At 41.4% G+C, this 17,758-nt stretch carries 18 protein-coding genes and 1 pseudogene; 9 read left to right on the forward strand and 10 right to left on the reverse strand.

Annotated features, from left to right (window positions below; genetic code table 11):
- Positions 1-55: 55 nt before the first annotated feature.
- Genes HUK62_RS00160 through murG form a run of 4 tightly spaced genes read right to left on the reverse strand, consistent with a single transcriptional unit; the run spans position 56 to position 4,454 of the window.
- Positions 56-910 (reverse strand): cell division protein FtsQ/DivIB, encoded by an 855-nt coding sequence (locus HUK62_RS00160; RefSeq protein ID WP_125280670.1) that lies wholly within the window; start codon positions 908-910, stop codon positions 56-58.
- Complete coding sequence (locus HUK62_RS00165; protein WP_176536765.1) at positions 911-1,840, reverse strand: D-alanine--D-alanine ligase; 930 nt, start codon at positions 1,838-1,840, stop codon at positions 911-913.
- A gap of 55 nt (positions 1,841-1,895) precedes the next feature.
- Complete coding sequence (murC, locus tag HUK62_RS00170; RefSeq protein ID WP_004691731.1) at positions 1,896-3,344, reverse strand: UDP-N-acetylmuramate--L-alanine ligase; 1,449 nt, start codon at positions 3,342-3,344, stop codon at positions 1,896-1,898.
- Between the two features lie 12 nt (positions 3,345-3,356).
- Positions 3,357-4,454 carry an undecaprenyldiphospho-muramoylpentapeptide beta-N-acetylglucosaminyltransferase gene (gene murG, locus HUK62_RS00175; RefSeq protein ID WP_176536766.1) on the reverse strand — a complete coding sequence of 366 codons (1,098 nt, stop codon included), beginning with the start codon at positions 4,452-4,454 and terminating at the stop codon, positions 3,357-3,359.
- Between the two features lie 345 nt (positions 4,455-4,799).
- Here murG and HUK62_RS00180 point away from each other — a divergent pair, with 345 nt between their 5' ends.
- Complete coding sequence (locus HUK62_RS00180) at positions 4,800-5,204, forward strand: transposase family protein (RefSeq protein ID WP_176536767.1); 405 nt, start codon at positions 4,800-4,802, stop codon at positions 5,202-5,204.
- Positions 5,205-5,354: 150 nt separating this feature from the next.
- On the opposite strand, the gene HUK62_RS00190 is transcribed toward HUK62_RS00180, so the two are convergent.
- A protein-coding gene (locus tag HUK62_RS00190) for an IS4-like element ISAba1 family transposase (protein WP_176536768.1) occupies positions 5,355-6,445 on the reverse strand; the annotation gives its coding sequence in 2 pieces (ribosomal slippage) (positions 5,355-5,905 and positions 5,905-6,445; 1,092 coding nt in all).
- A gap of 132 nt (positions 6,446-6,577) precedes the next feature.
- On the opposite strand from HUK62_RS00190, the gene HUK62_RS00195 reads away from it, so the two are divergent.
- On the forward strand, positions 6,578-6,823 hold the full coding sequence (locus tag HUK62_RS00195; RefSeq protein WP_201702526.1) for a transposase family protein: 246 nt from the start codon (positions 6,578-6,580) through the stop codon (positions 6,821-6,823).
- Between the two features lie 252 nt (positions 6,824-7,075).
- Here the strand turns inward: HUK62_RS00195 and gshB are convergent, their stop codons facing one another.
- Both gshB and HUK62_RS00205 read right to left on the reverse strand, forming a co-directional pair.
- The gene (gene gshB / locus HUK62_RS00200; RefSeq protein WP_004978285.1) at positions 7,076-8,020 is read right to left on the reverse strand and encodes a glutathione synthase; all 945 of its coding nucleotides are present in this window, start codon (positions 8,018-8,020) and stop codon (positions 7,076-7,078) included.
- A gap of 215 nt (positions 8,021-8,235) precedes the next feature.
- Positions 8,236-8,718: a glutathione peroxidase gene (locus tag HUK62_RS00205; RefSeq protein ID WP_094148487.1), complete on the reverse strand. Its 483-nt coding sequence runs from the start codon at positions 8,716-8,718 to the stop codon at positions 8,236-8,238.
- Positions 8,719-8,899: 181 nt separating this feature from the next.
- On the opposite strand from HUK62_RS00205, the gene HUK62_RS00210 reads away from it, so the two are divergent.
- The 4 genes and pseudogenes from HUK62_RS00210 to HUK62_RS00225 all read left to right on the forward strand — a co-directional run bounded on the left by HUK62_RS00210 (position 8,900) and on the right by HUK62_RS00225 (position 12,997).
- On the forward strand, positions 8,900-9,352 hold the full coding sequence (locus HUK62_RS00210; protein ID WP_176536769.1) for a MarR family transcriptional regulator: 453 nt from the start codon (positions 8,900-8,902) through the stop codon (positions 9,350-9,352).
- Positions 9,353-9,550: a DUF3565 domain-containing protein gene (locus HUK62_RS00215; RefSeq protein ID WP_176536770.1), complete on the forward strand. Its 198-nt coding sequence runs from the start codon at positions 9,353-9,355 to the stop codon at positions 9,548-9,550.
- Positions 9,551-9,746: 196 nt separating this feature from the next.
- Positions 9,747-11,960, forward strand: a pseudogene (locus HUK62_RS00220) (TonB-dependent siderophore receptor).
- Positions 11,961-12,148: 188 nt separating this feature from the next.
- Positions 12,149-12,997 (forward strand): methylated-DNA--[protein]-cysteine S-methyltransferase, encoded by an 849-nt coding sequence (locus tag HUK62_RS00225; RefSeq protein WP_176536771.1) that lies wholly within the window; start codon positions 12,149-12,151, stop codon positions 12,995-12,997.
- A 49-nt stretch (positions 12,998-13,046) separates the two neighbouring features.
- Here the strand turns inward: HUK62_RS00225 and pyrE are convergent, their stop codons facing one another.
- The gene (gene pyrE, locus HUK62_RS00230; protein WP_004691742.1) at positions 13,047-13,697 is read right to left on the reverse strand and encodes an orotate phosphoribosyltransferase; all 651 of its coding nucleotides are present in this window, start codon (positions 13,695-13,697) and stop codon (positions 13,047-13,049) included.
- 39 nt (positions 13,698-13,736) lie between these two features.
- On the opposite strand from pyrE, the gene HUK62_RS00235 reads away from it, so the two are divergent.
- Both HUK62_RS00235 and HUK62_RS00240 read left to right on the forward strand, forming a co-directional pair.
- Positions 13,737-14,555 (forward strand): exodeoxyribonuclease III, encoded by an 819-nt coding sequence (locus HUK62_RS00235; RefSeq protein ID WP_176538415.1) that lies wholly within the window; start codon positions 13,737-13,739, stop codon positions 14,553-14,555.
- 453 nt (positions 14,556-15,008) lie between these two features.
- Positions 15,009-15,359 carry a Spx/MgsR family RNA polymerase-binding regulatory protein gene (locus HUK62_RS00240; protein ID WP_151835606.1) on the forward strand — a complete coding sequence of 117 codons (351 nt, stop codon included), beginning with the start codon at positions 15,009-15,011 and terminating at the stop codon, positions 15,357-15,359.
- Between the two features lie 50 nt (positions 15,360-15,409).
- On the opposite strand, the gene HUK62_RS00245 is transcribed toward HUK62_RS00240, so the two are convergent.
- A complete protein-coding gene (locus HUK62_RS00245; protein ID WP_058951520.1) occupies positions 15,410-15,847 on the reverse strand; it encodes a DUF2147 domain-containing protein in 438 nt (145 codons plus the stop codon).
- Positions 15,848-16,002: 155 nt separating this feature from the next.
- Between HUK62_RS00245 and HUK62_RS00250 the strand changes: the two genes are divergently transcribed.
- Entirely contained in the window at positions 16,003-16,914 is a 912-nt protein-coding gene (locus tag HUK62_RS00250) for an alpha/beta hydrolase (protein WP_176536772.1), read from the forward strand.
- A 72-nt stretch (positions 16,915-16,986) separates the two neighbouring features.
- Here the strand turns inward: HUK62_RS00250 and HUK62_RS00255 are convergent, their stop codons facing one another.
- Entirely contained in the window at positions 16,987-17,553 is a 567-nt protein-coding gene (locus HUK62_RS00255) for an NAD(P)H-dependent oxidoreductase (protein ID WP_151835604.1), read from the reverse strand.
- Positions 17,554-17,758: the final 205 nt, after the last annotated feature.

A 17,758-nucleotide genomic window follows, 5' to 3' on the forward strand; every position in this document is an offset into this window, starting at 1 on the left:
ACCATCACATGTTTGTTTAATTTATGGCTTTATGCCTCTGTTTTAAAGCCAAGTATTATGGCTTTGCTGCTGCTCCACCTGCAATGCTTGTGTCATCAATCGTTACAACAAAATGACCATTTGCTATCTTTGGTGCGGCAGCATTCTTCCATTGGATGGCCAAGCCATTCCGATAACGCAAATCAATGGCAGATACTTTGGCCCAAACTGGCTTCAAATCACTTTGAGCCAAATAACTCAAACGTTGCAGCTTACTCATGGTTTGATCCTGATCTACGATAACACGTAAACCTGAATCGAACTGCATAAACCAAGTCATACGCTCCGTTAAATATAGTTCTTTTAAACGCAGATTGACTGGCTGGAATAATTGATTAATTTCATTATAACGGCGCATCATCATTTTAGACTGACTGATTGGACCGTGTAATAAAGGCAAATTCTGATTATTTTTCGGCGTCACTTCGCTAAATACGTCACCGCTGTCACTTAAGAGACGCCCTGTCCCCCAACGTGCAATTGCATGCCGTGGCATAACACGAACGCGAATCGCATTCGGCCATGCCCGCGAAACCACCACGCGATCGACCCAAGCCAGCTCTAAAGTACGATCACGAATCTCTTCTAAATCTGAGGTGAAATAATTATGAGTAATGGCTGCTGAAACATGTCCCATCACCTGATTTTTTTCCGCCTCAGAACGTATGCCTACTACATCAAGTTCGGCCACACGTGCATCTGTCATGACTTGATATAAGCCATAAATCCCAACCAATAGTACCGCCACAGCAACGACCAACATCACCCAACCACCGAAGTTGGCAAGCTTTTCCTTACGCGTCGGTGGTTTATCGTGTATCGACGTAATCGCTGCGCGTTTACGGCGCATCGAAGCGGGTAATTGCGCCATTTAGTGAGTCGCACCTGTCAGTGTTTGCTCTAAAATTTGGATACAAAGCGCATCAAAGCTATAACCCACTGCATTTGCTGCTTTCGGTACCAAAGAGTGACTGGTCATCCCAGGTACTGTATTCACTTCGAGTAACCAGAAATTGCCTTGCTCATCTTGCATCGCATCAATACGACCCCAACCACTTGCACCCACCGCTTGGAATGCACGGAGGCAAAGCGCTTGCAACTTTTGCTCTTCTTCAGCGCTTAAGCCACACGGAATTCCGTATTCCACATCATTACGTTGATATTTCGCTTCATAATCATAAAAAGCCACATCCGCAGGCGGTTGTAGACGAATCACAGGTAGCGGTTGACCATTTAAAAATGAAATGGTGAACTCGCGTCCCGTAATCCATTTTTCAGCCATCACCACAGCATCGTGTTGGGTCGCTTTGGCAATTGCCGCTGCCAAATCTTCTGCTTTTTCGACTTTACTCATGCCAACACTTGAACCTTCGTGTACTGGCTTGATAATCAGTGGAAGACCCAAATTCGCCACCACTTCAGCTAAATCTGACTCTTGGCCAATGATGCGATAAGGCGCTGTTGGTAAGTCTGAACCCTGCCAAATTTGCTTAGTTTTAACTTTATCCATACCAATGGCAGAACCCTGTACGCCTGTTCCGGTATACGGGATGTTGAGCCACTCCAAGACCCCTTGGATTTGACCGTCCTCTCCACCACGACCATGCAACACAATAAACGCACGGTCATAACCGACCAATTCGGTCACACTACGCTCTTTCGGGTCAAAAGCTTCTGCATTTACACCAGAACGAACCAATGCTTCAAGTACAGCTGCACCACTATCTAGAGAAACCTCACGCTCAGCAGACTTACCACCAAGCAACACCGCTACTTTGCCGAATTTTGAAGCATTTGACACGTTGATATCCTTAAACTTTATGACTGTTTTTTCAGTGAGTAATCACAAAACGTGATTATTTTAAATATAAATGATTGCTTGCAAGCTCAACCGAGATAGCTCCCACATTACCTGCGCCTTGCGTCAATAACAAGTCATCCGCTTGTAACACTTTTTTCAACGCATGCTGCAAATTACCTTCAACCGGATCGATCAAAATCGGCTCTACATCGCCACGTAAACGAATACTACGCGCCAATGAACGGCTGTCTGCCCCCACAATCGGTTTTTCACCTGCAGGATAGACTTCAAGCAGCAACAACTGATCGACATGTGACAATACATCCACAAAGTCATCGAAACAGTCACGGGTACGGCTAAAACGGTGTGGCTGGAACATCATCACTAAACGGCGGTCTGGATGGCTTGCACGTGCCGCTTTAATGGTTGCTTCAACTTCTTTTGGATGGTGACCATAGTCATCCACCAATTTCACATTACCGCCTTCGATGTCAAATTCACCTTGGACTTGGAAACGACGACCTACACCGCTGAAACTTTCCAACGCACGTGCAATCGCAGCATCAGACACACCTTCATCAGTTGCAATACCAATCGCCGCAAGTGCATTTAAAATATTATGCAAACCCGGTAAATTGATGGTTAAACGCAAAGGCTCACGATCTTTACGCAATACGGTAAAGTGCGACTGCATGCCTTCTTGTTCAATATCCACTGCACGAATGTCATTGTCTTCGTTAAAACCATACGTGATCAATGGACGACCAATACGCGGCATGATTTCACGAATGTTGGCATCATCGCCACACACCACAGCCAAGCCGTAAAACGGTAGTTTTTGTAAGAACTGTACAAAGGTATCTTTTAAGACATCGAAGCTACCACCATAGGTGTCCATGTGGTCTGCATCAATATTGGTCACAATGGTGGCCATCGGTTGCAGATGCAGGAATGACGCATCTGATTCATCTGCTTCTGCCACGATAAAACGACTCGCGCCCAGCGCAGCATTCACACCAGTACGGTTCAACAAACCACCAATCACATAGGTTGGGTCGAGATTTTCTTCTGCCAACATACACGTCACTAGGCTTGTAGTCGTGGTTTTACCATGCGTTCCCGCAACAGCAATCCCATGACGGTAGCGCATCAGCTCACCTAGCATTTCTGCACGGCGCACCACAGGTGTACGCGTTTCAATGGCTGCTTTAATTTCTGGGTTTTCTGCATCAATTGCAGTCGACACCACAATCACGTTTGCCCCTTGAATATTTTCAGCCGTATGCCCGATATAGACTTTGATCCCATTTTCTTCAAGCTGAGCCGTGGTTTTTGACGCTTTGATATCTGAACCTGAGACTTTGTAGCCTTGGTTCTTGAGCACTTCAGCAATACCACACATACCCGCACCACCAATCCCAATAAAATGGATGTGCTTAATACGGCGCATTTCTGGCACTTTAATTAACTTTTTTGCTTGATCAGCAGGCGTAGATGGCGACATAAAATACTCGGTTTACAATGCTTGAATTAAACGAACCACATGTTGGGTTGCATCGGGTTGTGCTTGCTGACGTGCTTTCACTGCCATTTCAGACAATAACTGACGGTTCATCAAGGGTAATAATAATTCTTTTAAACTCTCGGGGGTCATGCTTGCTTGTGGACAAATTTTGGCTGCACCGATATTGGCTAAAAACTTTGCATTGGCCGTTTGGTGATCATCCACTGCACTTGGCAGCGGAACAAAAACCGCAGCCACACCAGCAGTCGCAATCTCGGTCACGGTTAACGCCCCAGCACGGCAAATAATTAAATCGGCATCACTATAAGCTTGGGCCATATTTTCAATAAAAGGGTGAACTTCAACCTGAAGCTGTTCAGGTGCATCGGCATAGCGCGCTTGGGTCGCTTCTGCATGGTTTTGACCACACTGATGATAAACGCTTAACGGCACATTCAATTGCTTCAATGCTTCAGGAACACGCTCATTTAACGCTTGTGCGCCCAACGAGCCACCCACAATTAAGACCTGCAGTGGCAGACCTGCTTTTTCACGTTCTTGATAACGCCAAGACGGATTTAAAATTTCCGTAATCTCTTTGCGGACGGGATTGCCGGTGGTCACAATTTTATCTTGTGCAGTAAAGGTGTTTGGAAAAGCCTGGCACACTGTTTTGGCAATACGTGATAACTGCGTATTGGTAAAACCTGCAATCGCATTCTGCTCATGAATAATGACAGGAATACCCAGTGCGCGCGCAGCCAATCCACCTGGCCCAGCGACATACCCCCCAAAGCCCGCGACGGCATCGACTTTGAGCTGCTTCATGTAACGCATTGCACTTAAAGTGGCTTTTAAAATTTTAAAGGGTGCCAATACTTTGCGGACTAAGCCATTGCCGCGCACTCCTTGAATATCAATTTGATAAATCGGAATATCATGATTTTTAAGCAGGCGATTTTCCATACCTGTAGGCGTAGCAAGCCATGAGACTTGGCAGCCTTGTTGCTGTAATTCCTTAGCCACAGCAAGTGCTGGAAAAACATGCCCGCCCGTTCCGGCAGCCATCATCATTACATGTTTCGGCTTTGTTTGTGTTGCTTCGGTCACAGTCTAATTCTTCAATTCTAAAAATATGGAAACAAAATTCAATTTTAAGCGATCAATTGTAATCACAAACGCATAGCCGCGAAAGATTATTTACTTTTTTTCAACAGGCATTTGATTGTTTTTTTCTACTGATTTTCAAGTTTAAACTAGATTTGTTATCAGATGTGCATTTTTACTCAAACTACAGCACACAATCAGGCTCGACAGCGCAATTGGCTATATTTAAAAATAAAACAATGAAAATTATTTTAATCAAATAGACTTCCGTCATAAATCAAAAAACGTACAATTTATTTGATCTTAAATTAATCAGCAAAATTATTTAATTCAAGAGATAATCCTTGGATGAAATTCAAAGATATTCAAAAATTATCAGACGTTAAGTTTCGTAGGCTTACCGGTGTTAGTTGGGCTACATTTAACCTCATGTTGGCCGAGCTAAATAAGCAGTTACCTCGTCATATTGGTAAAGGACGACCGCATAAATTACCGTTGGAAGATCGTTTGCTCTTATGTATAGAATATTGGAGAGAATATCGAACATTTTTCCATCTTGGTATGAGTTACGGTGTATCTGAAACGAGTGCAATTCGTATCACACGTGTTATTGAAGATACCTTAATCCGTTCTGGAAAATTTAACTTGCCAAAACAACCTCCTAATCGAGATGAAGTGGATTGGGAAGTTGTTGTGATTGATGCCACTGAAATATTAGTTCAACGTCCAAAAAAAACAGAAGAAATGGTATAGCGGTAAAAAAAAGCGACATACCTTTAAATTTCAGCTATCTATGCACTATATAACAGGTGAAATACTGAGTGTATGTGGAAGTCATGGAAGCATGCATGATTTTAAAATATTTAAAAAAAGTATGAGGAAATTCTCTGTACACGACAAATTTCACAGAACCCTTATCCTATCAGGATTCTGCCTTCTTAAAATTGCCAAAATTTCCTTAAACTCTTCTTTTTTCCCAAAACCAATTAAACGCTGAATCGCCATTTGAACATAGTCTAAACCATAGCGAAATAAACTCATTGAGAGTCGTCCATGCTTCTTTATTTTTATCGCTTTTTTTTGATCATGTTGCCATTCACCCGTTAAGTAACACCAACAGAAGCTTATAGCTAACACCGCAATCAATTTTTTCACTCGTCTAGCGTCTGTCAAGCGCGTATTTTCAAGATTAAACCCGCGTCCTTTGAGACAACTGAATAAGGTTTCAATTTCCCAGCGTAATGCATAATCCTGAATAGCATTGGCATTAAACTGAGGAGAAACGACGAGTAAAAGCTCTCCATTTTCTAACTGTAGTGCACTTATATATAGTTTCACCCGACCAACCAAAATCCGTCGTTTACGACATTCAATTTGACCAACTTTAAGATGGCGAAATAAATCACTAATTTTATGATTCTTTCCTAAATGATTGGTGACAATGAAGTTTTTTTAACACGAATGCAGAAGTTGATGTCTTGTTCAATTAACCATGTAAACCACTGCTCACCGATAAACTCTCTGTCTGCGAACACATTCACAATACGGTCTTTACCAAAAATGGCTATAAAGCGTTGAATCAAAGCAATACGCTCTTTCGTATCTGAATTTCCACGTTTATTAAGCAATGTCCAAAGGATAGGTATCGCTATTCCACGATAAACGATTGCGAGCATCAGGATATTAATATTTCGTTTTCCCCATTTCCAATTGGTTCTATCTAAAGTCAGTTGCACTTGGTCGAATGAAAACATATTGAAAATCAACTGAGAAATTTGACGATAATCAAAATACTGACCTGCAAAGAAGCGCTGCATACGTCGATAAAATGATTGTGGTAAGCACTTGATGGGCAAGGCTTTAGATGCAGAAGAAAGATTACATGTTTGCTTTAAAATAATCACAAGCATGATGAGCGCAAAGCACTTTAAATGTGACTTGTTCCATTTTAGATATTTGTTTAAGATAAGATATAACTCATTGAGATGTGTCATAGTATTCGTCGTTAGAAAACAATTATTATGACATTATTTCAATGAGTTATCTATTTTTGTCGTGTACAGAGGAGGAAATTAAAATTTAAGCCCTTTTTTATCGTTGATAAGGGGTATTTAGGGATAAAAAAATTGGGTTTTGGATGCCTCATGCCATCTAAAGCAAAGAAAACTGAAAAATTAGATTCTGAATTAAAAAAGTTAAATAGAGAGATTGGTCGTAGACGAATTCAAGTAGAGCATGTATTTGGAAGGATGAAATGTTTTAAGATTTTATCTTGTGTATATAGAAATCGTCGTAAAAGATTAAACCTGCGGTTTAATTTACTTGCTGGCATATACAATTTAGATTGGGTGAAAGATAAACAATTAAATTGATTGAAAAATGATTTATGAAGGAAGTCTAATATTTAACATAATTTTAAAGCCCAATTCGCTTCATTTTAGTACTTATAAATACAATCTGAGCTCATACATTTAAGCAGGATGAAAATTTGTAGTGTCTAGCAATATAATCCGCTTTATTTTCAACCAAATTTATACACTTCGTGGCAAAGTACGCTTCTATTTCAAAACCAACCACCTCCATGAAAGAAAAAAGGAACCATTTCAGGTTCCTTTTCTGTCAATTTAGCTGGCTTTACCTGCTTCTAGGACATCAAATAAAGTATCGGCTATCGAGGTACCAAATTGCGCATCAATCTCACGAATACAGGTTGGACTGGTGACATTAATCTCGGTCACATAATTGCCAATCACATCAAGTCCGACAAAAACCAAACCTTTTTCACGTAAGAAGGGTCCCACTTTTGCAGCAATCGCCTTGTCGTTTTCAGTCAAAGGACGTGCTTGACCCAAACCACCTGCGGCCAAATTCCCACGGACTTCGCCGTTTTGTGGAATACGCGCCAAACAGTACGGAATAGGTTCACCATTGACCAGCAAGATACGTTTATCCCCTTCCACAATTTCAGGAATATAACGCTGCGCCATAATCGGACGTGTACCCATTTCCGTCAACATTTCCAAAGTTGAACCAATGTTCACACCATCTTGATATAAACGGAAAATTCCCATGCCACCCATCCCATCGAGAGGCTTCACAATCACATCACCATGTTCTTTGATAAATTCACGGATCAGGCTTTGTTGTGAAGTCACCAATGTAGGCACTTGGAGTTCTGGGAACTGCGTGGCAAACAGTTTTTCATTACAGTCACGTAAGGACTGTGGTTTATTAATAATCCACGCGCCTTCACGTTCCGCTTGTTCCAAGATATAGGTGGTGTAGACAAAGTTCATGTCGAATGGTGGATCTTTACGCATCAAGATCACATCGTAATCGGCCAAGGACTCTTTTTGCTGTTCACCCAACTCAAAATAATGATCGTAGTCTTCAAACACTTTTAAGGGAGAAATCAGACCAAAGGCTTTACCTTGATCGATATATAAATCGTGTTGTAATGCATAACCCAGTTCATGTCCGCGACGGCTTGCTGCCCATAACATGGCCATGGTGGAATCTTTTTTTAGATTCACCGTTTCAATCGGGTCCATCACTACCAGTACACGCATAATTCTCACGCTCATATTTTTTAAACTTGGCAAAAAGTATAGCGAAGTTTTCAGGTTTGGGTGCAACAAGTTGTGTAATAATTAAAGATTAAAAAATCTATTTTATTCAAATAACTACAACACATTACAGTAACAAATCAAATGCTAACTGCTCAATTCAACAAAGGGAGTATATGTCTATTACCACGCGACAGCTCCTTTCCATACCTTCTCCATTAAGTCAAAAGGCGTTGAATATCCTTGGCAATTTTTTCAGGTTTAACAATCGGCGCATAGCGTTTCACCACCTGCCCTTTTTGGTTAATGAGAAATTTGGTGAAATTCCATTTGATGCTTTGACTACCTAAAATGCCTTTAGCTTCAGTGGTTAAATACTGATACAGCGGATGCGCTGTAGGCCCATTCACGTCGACCTTAGCAAACATTGGGAAAGAGACTCCATAGTTACGCTGGCAAAAGCTGCCGATCTCTTCATTACTCGCAGGGTCTTGCTGCGCAAATTGGTTGCAGGGAAAACCTAAAATCAACAGACCTTGCTGTTGATAGTCCTGATATAACTGTTCCAAGCCTTCAAATTGCGGGGTTAAACCACATTGGCTGGCGGTATTCACCACCAATAAAACCTTGCCCTGATAATCGGCCAGATTTTTTTGCTCGCCTTCCAACAGTTCAGCCTGAAAATCATAAATTGTGGTCATTACATCTCTTCCATTCATCAAAATGTCATTAATTAAAGTCGCTTCAAGTTCTGAACCGACCTCAGTCTCAAATAAATATCGCACACAATTAACTTGCACACAAGATTATTATGCGCAATATACTTTCATCCCTATTTCATTTATACTGCTTTACAGACATTAACACCCAAGGACATGCAACATGGCGGACATCCCACTTTTAGAAAACCGCGTGTGTTTTGCCATGTATTCCGCAACCAATGCCATGGTTCGTCAATACCGTCCACGCTTACAAGCTTATGATCTGACCTATCCGCAATTTATTGTTTTGTTGGCTTTATACGAGCAGGACAATGTGACGCTGACCGAGATTGGACAAAAAACTTTTTTTGACTCAGGCACCTTAACCCCAATTATTAAAAAACTAGAAGAAAAACAGTTTTTAAAGCGTGTTGCTGTCAAAGAAGATGAACGTATGAAAAAAGTCGTTCTGCTGGAAAAAGCACTCTTAGCCAAAGATAAAATTATGGCCATTCCATTTGAGCTGGCGTGTTCTTTAGGTCTAGATCCCGATGATTTGGTGGCCATCCATCAACTGTGTCAGCGTTTTTTAAACGGTTTGGAACAGATCCAACACGACAGTCGAGATACTTAAGTGCAACAAGCGATTGTCGGTTTTCATCTAGATGAAGAACATCATTGGGTGGCGGAGCTTACCTGTGGTCACACACAACATGTCCGCCATACTCCACCGTGGCAAAACCGCCCTTGGGTACAAACTGAGCAAGGACGCCAAGAAAAAATAGGCGTTCTTTTAAGCTGTAAAAAATGCATGGAAAATGCACAAAAATAATTCTTTTGTATTTTCTTCAAATTTTAATGCTTATTTATCAATTTTTTAGAAAAATTAAAAAGCCTGTACAGCTGTACTTTTCAACCCAGTAAAACTATGTAGAAAAAATGAATATTACCATAAGTCTTGTTCATTTTTAGTAAATGATTATACTTCTCATTTTTATTGGCAATTCACTCTCTCCGAGCCTTAAATCATGATGAAATTTTCACCACAGCCGCTTTGTGGTTCAAACCTATTCAAATATAGCCTTCTCAGCTTTATGATTTTAAATGCGCATGCAACCTATCCGGATGAAACGATGCTACAAAATAATGAGAACCCTTCTTCTCTAGCAACGACAAAAAAATCGAGCACAGCAGCAGTTTTGCCTACCTTGAAAGTTGAGGCAATGAGTGAACTTGATCCAATCAAAAGCTATGTCGATTATGATCAGGCCAATGTCACACGGAATGGTTTAAAGAAAAAAGATATTCCTCAAACCATCGACACCATCGATGTACAGAAATATAAAATCTATGGCTCTAACGACCTCAGTGTAATGCTACAAGGTACACCAGGGGTATCCACCAGCTACGATACACGTGGTGATGGCATCACCCTCCGTGGTTTCTCTGCCGACTCGGGTGATATTTACCGTGATGGTATTCGTGAAAGTGGCCAAGTGCGTCGCAGCACATCCAACATTGAACGGATCGAAATTTTAAAAGGCCCTGCCTCGGTACTTTACGGTCGTAGTGCTGGCGGTGGTGTGATCAATATGGTGAGTAAATACGCCAACTTTGACTCGAAAAGTTCCGTCGGTACTTACGTAGGCTCATATGATAACTACGGTGCAACAGCAGATATTAACCAAGTGTTGAATGACATTTGGGCTGTCGTTTAACAGGTGAATACGGTGAAGCGGATAGTTTCCGTTCAGGCATTGACAGTAAAATTGAAATGATTTCGCCAAGTTTCACTTATAAAAATGATGATGAAACCCTCACGTGGACCACACAATATACTTATGACAAATTAAATCGAACCCCTGACCGCGGGCCTTCTTATAGTAACTTACCCGCGGGTGTTTCAATCAAGACTGGCTTTGCTCAAGAAGGCGATTTTATTGAAGATGAATTACAAGTTATTCGTTCAGATTTAAATTACGAATTTGCGCCGAATTGGAAATTTCATTGGGCAACAAGTTACCGCCAAGCCAAGCAAAACTTCGATCATTTCTATTTAGGCGGATACTGCGCCACAGAGACAACCGTCATTCGTAATGCGGGCACATGTCAGGGCCATGTTGGAGAAATCTCTCAGATTTACTACTGACAACAAAACCACCAGCAATACCTTTGATATTTGAGGCGAGTTCGATACAGGTATGATTAAACACAACCTTGTATTCGGTAGTGATTGGGCATATGAAGAGCGCGAACCACGTTTAGCAAATACCAATCAAAATGGCTCTGCGATTTATGGTTACGTCAACCCACTTACGGGTGAACGCGAATCTAGTCGCGGTAGTGGCCCTTTGCAAATGAGACAGCATAATTATCACGAAGGCAACAGTTTAGGTTTCTTCGTGCAAGATTTGATTAGCTTTACACTTGAACTCAAAATGATGCTCGGTGTGCGCTATGATCAGTACAATTTCAAATCGACCAATCATATCCAGAACCTTTCAAAACAATATGATGATACGACCTTCAGTCCTAATATTGGCTTTGTATGGCAACCATCAGAACAACACAGTTTTTATACTTCATACAGTAAAAGCTTCTCCCCTTATGGAGGTCGTGGCAATATTTCTGTTGATGTCACTACTGATCCAAGCTTGTATGACGCAGAACCGCAATACAATGAACAATATGAAATTGGGGTTAAGAGTGATTGGTTAGACCAACGCTTAAACACACAACTTTCTGTTTATGACATTCGTAAAAATAATATTCGCTACCAACCAAACCCAGATATTCTTGATAAATGGGCTGTTGGTGGAAAACATCAATCCCAAGGTTTAGAATTTAGTTTCATTGGCCGTGTGTTGGATAATGTATTTGTTCGTGGTGGCTATGGCTATACTAATGCCGAAGTAAAGAAAGACAAAGAAAACCCTCAAAATGTAGGTAATAAATTGTCTAACACCTCTAAAAATACAGGCAACCTATTTGTCCGCTACTTACCTACCGAAAAACTTTATGGTGAAGTCGGTGTGACTTATGTGGGCTCTTACTATCCAAACATCAATAACTTGACCAAGATGGATGGTTTCAATCGTGTCGATGCAGCCATTGGTTATAGTGCTGATCCATGGAACCTGACCTTAGCTGTCAGTAACTTGACCAATAAAGAATATTGGCGTTCGGACTCTATGCCAGGTACACCACGTAGCTTCCTCATGCGTTTGAACTATCAGTTCTAAACCCCTTTAGTTAAAACGCCATCTCAAGCGGAACAGGTCACTGTTCCGCTTTTTTATGCTTATCAAGGGACGACTAAGCCAATCAATGCATGCTTCTAACCTTTTCTGATAAAGCGCAAGAAACGGATTTTCAGGCCTCGCTGGATTTGTTAGTGTTTTCTTAAGTTAAATGATTTCCGCGAGTAATCATGACAGAACATAGCAATTACGCACGTGTGGCAAAGGCGATTGAATATATTGAACAAAACTTCAAACAGCAACCCAGTTTGGCTGAGATTGCAGAACACGTGCATTTAAGTCCTACACATTTTCAGCGTATCTTTAGCGAATGGGCAGGCATTAGCCCGAAGAAATTTCTGCAATATATTAGTGTGGAATATGCAAAGTCGGTTTTGAAAAATCACACAGAAAATAAGATTTTTGCAGCAACCTTTGACACTGGTCTTTCCAGTACCAGCCGATTGCATGATTTATTTGTCCAAATCGAATGGATGACGCCTGCAGAATATAAACATGGCGGTGAAGCACTCCACATTCACTATAGTTTTGCCGAAACCATTTTTGGCTCCGTCATTATTGCCTCAACCCCTAAAGGGATTTGTCATATGGCCTTTACCGAAGCAGATTGGGATGCATTGGCCTATCTGAAAAAACAGTTCCCACGCGCGACATTTATTGAAGATCAGGATGAATTACAACGCAAAGCACTCGCAATTTTTCAGCACGATCAAAACAGCTTATCGGAGATTAAACTGCATCTAAAAGGCACCGACTTTCAGCTCAAGGTTTGGCAATGTCTGCTGAAAATCCCCATGGGACGGCTCAGCAGTTATGCACATATTGCTCAAGAGATTGGGCAAGAGCGTGCTTCACGAACGGTCGGAACAGCCATTGGCAGCAACCCCGTTGCCTTTTTAATTCCATGTCATCGGGTCATTCAGTCTTCAGGGCAACGTGGCGGCTATATGTGGGGGACAACACGTAAAACTGCGATAATTGGTTGGGAAGGTGCGCATAGCCAAACGCCAACCGAATGAGAGAGCCAATAAAAAAGGAAGCCGAAGCTTCCCTTTTTTGTTTCAACGCTTAAACGCCATATTTCACGCGATAGGCTTCCATTTTTGCTAAAGCTTCTGTCTCACCTTTAGCCTCTAAATAATTCATTAAATCTTTCATGGTCACCAGTGCATGCACAGGAATTTCTAATTCTTTTTGCACTTCTTGAATCGCAGACAGTTCACCTTGACCTTTTTCTTGGCGGTCTAATGCCACCAACACACCTGCAATCTGCGCACCTGCATTTTTCAAAATGGTGACTACTTCACGGATTGCTGTGCCCGCAGTAATCACGTCATCAATAATCCAGACTTTTTTGCCTGCAACAGATGCACCAACCAAGACCCCGCCTTCACCATGATCTTTGGCTTCTTTACGGTTAAACCCCCAAGGCACACTTACCCCATGATTTTGTGACAAAGCCACCGCTGTTGCAGCAACAAAAGGAATCCCTTTGTACGCAGGACCAAAGACCACCTCAACATTGTTGCATTCTGTCAGTTTGGCTGCATAGCCAGACGCCAGTAATGACAAGGCTTCACCGTCATTAAGCAGACCTGCATTAAAAAAATAAGGACTCACACGACCCGATTTTAAAGTAAACTCACCAAATTTAAGCACACCACGTGATAATGCGAGTTCGATAAAAGCTTGAGGGTTAAATGTCGCTTGCGTTGTCATGCGGTGCTCCGTATTTTCAAATTGAGGTAAGACTTGCGCATGATACCAAAGAGTAGCTATCCAAGTGATCAAAAAATTTTACGTGTGGTTTCAATTAACGTAAATGGTCTACGTTCTGCAGAAAAAAAAGGGATTTTTGATTGGATTGCCACATCAGATGCTGATGTGATTTGCATGCAAGAATCTCGCATCACCCACGAACAATGGACCGATAAATTTAAACCTGAAGGTTGGCATACTCACCTGTTCCCTGCTGAACGTCCAGGGTATGCTGGCACTGCTATTTATAGCCGTTTACCGTTTGTTTCAGTTACTGATGGACTTGGTTTTGAATTGGCCGACTCTCAAGGCCGTTTTATTTCGGCTGAGTTTGACTTAGGCTTAGACCAAAACGTGCATATTTGTTCACTCTATTTACCATCGGGTTCTTCTGGTGAAGAGGCACAAGTACGTAAAGACCACTTCTTAGAAGAATACAAACAAATTTTGAAACAATGGCGCGAGGAAAATAAATCCGTGATTGTTTGTGGTGACTACAACATCGTGCATAAACGCATCGACATTAAAAACTGGTCAGGCAACCAAAAAGCCTCAGGTTGCTTACCGCACGAACGCGCTTGGCTCGATCATATTTATGATGAACTTGGCTATGTCGATACTTTCCGTGAAGTGCGTCCAGAGGCTGAGCTTTATTCGTGGTGGTCAAACCGAGGACAGGCCCGAGCGAAGAACGTGGGCTGGCGCATTGACTATCAAGCGTGCTCACCTGACTGGAAAGCCCGTACAGTCAATGCTTGGGTCTATAAAGAAACATGGTTTAGCGACCATGCACCTGTCATTATTGACTACAAAATCTAGAAAAATGTAAGTATTTAGCTCATACTCAGTGAGCATATGTTTACTGAATATGAGTTTTTAACCTACATTATCTGCCGTTTTTTGAGTCTTTTTCTGATCAATCAATCAGTGCATTATATTTCCACGGCAAAGGGACGATGTCAGGATGACAGCACAAGGACAGGACGCCGTAGGATGAAATTAAAACGAACTATGGATATAGTTGGTTTTCAAGGATGTGACAATGGACGTTGTAATGAGACCCGCATGATCAGGATGATTAAATGCGGGTTTTCTCTTTTTTAGTCTCTGCCTTTTTTAATGCTTCTTCTTTTTAGATTCTATTTTTCTTTGATTTGATTCTAAATCGCTTTTATGACAAGACGATGACGCTATTGGCTTAAATCGCGACACTAGAGCTGCTCTGCTTTTTCCGTTACTCTAAACCCAGCTTAAAATTCAGAAGGGTTTTCCATGTTAAACGTGTATGGCATTAAAAATTGTAATTCAATGAAAAAAGCATTCGACCTACTAAATGAGTTAGGTTTAGCGTATGAGTTTCATGATTATAAAAAACAAGGCATTGATGCTACGACTGTCAAAACATGGCTCGATCAGATTGGGGCAGATGTGGTCCTGAATAAGAAAGGTACCACTTGGCGTAAGCTGACTGAAGCAGAACAAGACACTGCTTTGGCTTCAGAGCAAGGACTGATTGATGCCCTCACAACCCATCACAGCCTCATCAAGCGCCCCGTGATTGCAACACCCGATGGTTTTATTGTGGGTTTCAATGAAGATGCAATTCGTGTCCTAAAGGCATAACAAAAACAAAAAAAGCCGAGCAATTGCTCGGCTTTTTTTGTTGGATGAGATTAGTTCGCGCGAATCCAAGTTTGGTTACGGCCTAATGCAGCCACGCCAATATAACCACGAAGCTCTAGTTTTTTACCACCAGCAGCAATGTTGCCTTTTAATTTATAGGTTTTACCAGTTTGCGGATCTAAAATTGATCCACCGTCATAGCTTGTACCACCCGCGTTTTTCAGACCATGCACAATCGTTAAACCTTTCAACGATTTGTTTTTGTATGGGCCTTCACACTTGGTACAGGCATTTTCTTCACCTGGCGTCAAAATACCTTGAATACTCGCAGTTAAAGTTCCATTTTTTTGCTCTGTGAATTTAACCAATGCTTTCGCTTGTTTAGTTTTGTCATCAATCGTTTTCCAAACAGTGCCATTCAGCGGATCTGCTGCATGAGCTAGAGCGGTTAATCCTAGTACGCTTAACGCAAGTGCAATTTTTTTCATTTTTTTCATTTCCCTAGTCTAGTATAGACGACTATCATTATTAAAAAGTCACAACAATTTTTCAATTTTTCAATGTGACCAATTAGTGTAACCTTGTAAATTATGTTGGTAAATACACAAACTCAAGGTAAAACAAATAACAAAATGGAATAACTATGAAGATTGCCGATCCATGGAAACAAATCATTACAGAGCAGTTTTTAAAAACCACGATTCGAACCCCAAGTCGCTTTAGTCTCCCCCCCAGTAGTCAGCGTTTTCTTCTTGAACAAATGTGTCGTGCATTTCCGATCAATAAGTCGATCCAGATTCGCCCTCTACGTCTTGCAGGCCTGCGTGCGGAAGAGATAAAACCTGAAACTGAAGCCACTCAGCTCATTTTGCATATTCATGGTGGAGCTTTCTTTTTGGGTTCAATGAATACCCACCGTGCGTTTGTCTCAGACCTTGCAGCCAGTACACAAATGCAAGTCATTCACCTTGACTATCCGTTGTCACCCGAACACCCCTATCCTGAAGCCATTGATGCGCTTTTTGATGTTTATCTGCTGTTATTGGAGCAAGGTATACAGGCCAAAGATATTATTTTATCAGGCGATTCATGTGGTGCAAATTTAGCGCTAGCCTTGGCGCTACGTATTCGTGATGAGCAACGTCCTCAAGTCAGTGGACTAATTCTACTTTCGCCGTTTTTGGATTTAAGCTTAACCAGTGAATCTATTCGCTATAACAGCAAGCTCGATGCACTGTTATCCATCGAGGCCCTTGAAACAGGCATCGACTATTATGTTCCAGAGCAAATTGACCCAGCGGACCCGCTCGTTTCACCTTTATTTGATGATTTAGCAGACCTCCCGCCTACCCTTGTACAAGTCGGTTCGAAAGAAATTCTCTTGGACGATGCCCAGCGGTTTAAAGATAAAGCGACCAAGGCAGGCGTAGACGTAACATTTAAACTATACACAGGCATGTGGCATAACTTTCAAATGTTTAATGCATGGTTTCCTGAAGCTAAAATGGCATTGGATGATATCGCAACGTTTGCTCAAGCGCTCGACCAAGATTAGACACATTCCACATAAAAAAAGGTCAGCTTAACGCTGACCAAATGAGGAATCATGGAACTACAGTTATTGTTATTAGATCGTTTGCACCTGCGCTAGAGCTGCTGCAATGGCTTTGTCTTTCAGCTCTGGGCCCATATTCACGCCTTCAGCACGAATGATTTCAACATCGGTCACACCAGTAAAATTAAAAACAGTTTTTAAGAAGCCTTCTTGGAAGTCAACAGCACTATTTTCACCATAGACACCACCGCGACTACTGGCAATATAGGCTTTCTTGTCACCAGCCAAACCGACAGGGCCATTTTCCGTATATTTAAAGGTACGACCTGCAACACTAATGCGGTCAATCCATGCTTTTAAAGTCGACGTAATCCCGAAGTTATACATCGCCGCACCAATCACCACAACATCCGCATCTAAGTACTGTTGAATAATACGTTCGCCCAAAGCCGATTGTTCTGCATTTTGACCCATTAAAATTTCTGCGTCTAAATGTGGAATCGGTTGCGTTGCCAAATCCAAATATTCAACCTCAACTTGCGCATGCTTTTCGCTGAGTTGCGAAACAATGGCTTGGCTCAACTGACGAGACACAGAAGCATCCGCCATAATACTTGAATCGATGTGTAAAACTTTCATGGGATGTTCCAACATAATCTTTATTGAATAGCTGCATCTTAAAAGAATCCCGCTCTTAGAATAATTGGTTTATTTAAAACACTATGTTGCAAAAATAGAACACTTTTCCCTTTTTATAGGGATATTTTTTCTATGATTTTAGATGCTATCTTTAAATTCAATTTTAAGAATTAATTACACTATTTAAATTAAAAAGAATATGAAA

Origin of the sequence: Acinetobacter sp. NEB 394, from assembly GCF_013374795.1 — a bacterium.
Lineage (GTDB): Bacteria > Pseudomonadota > Gammaproteobacteria > Pseudomonadales > Moraxellaceae > Acinetobacter > Acinetobacter johnsonii.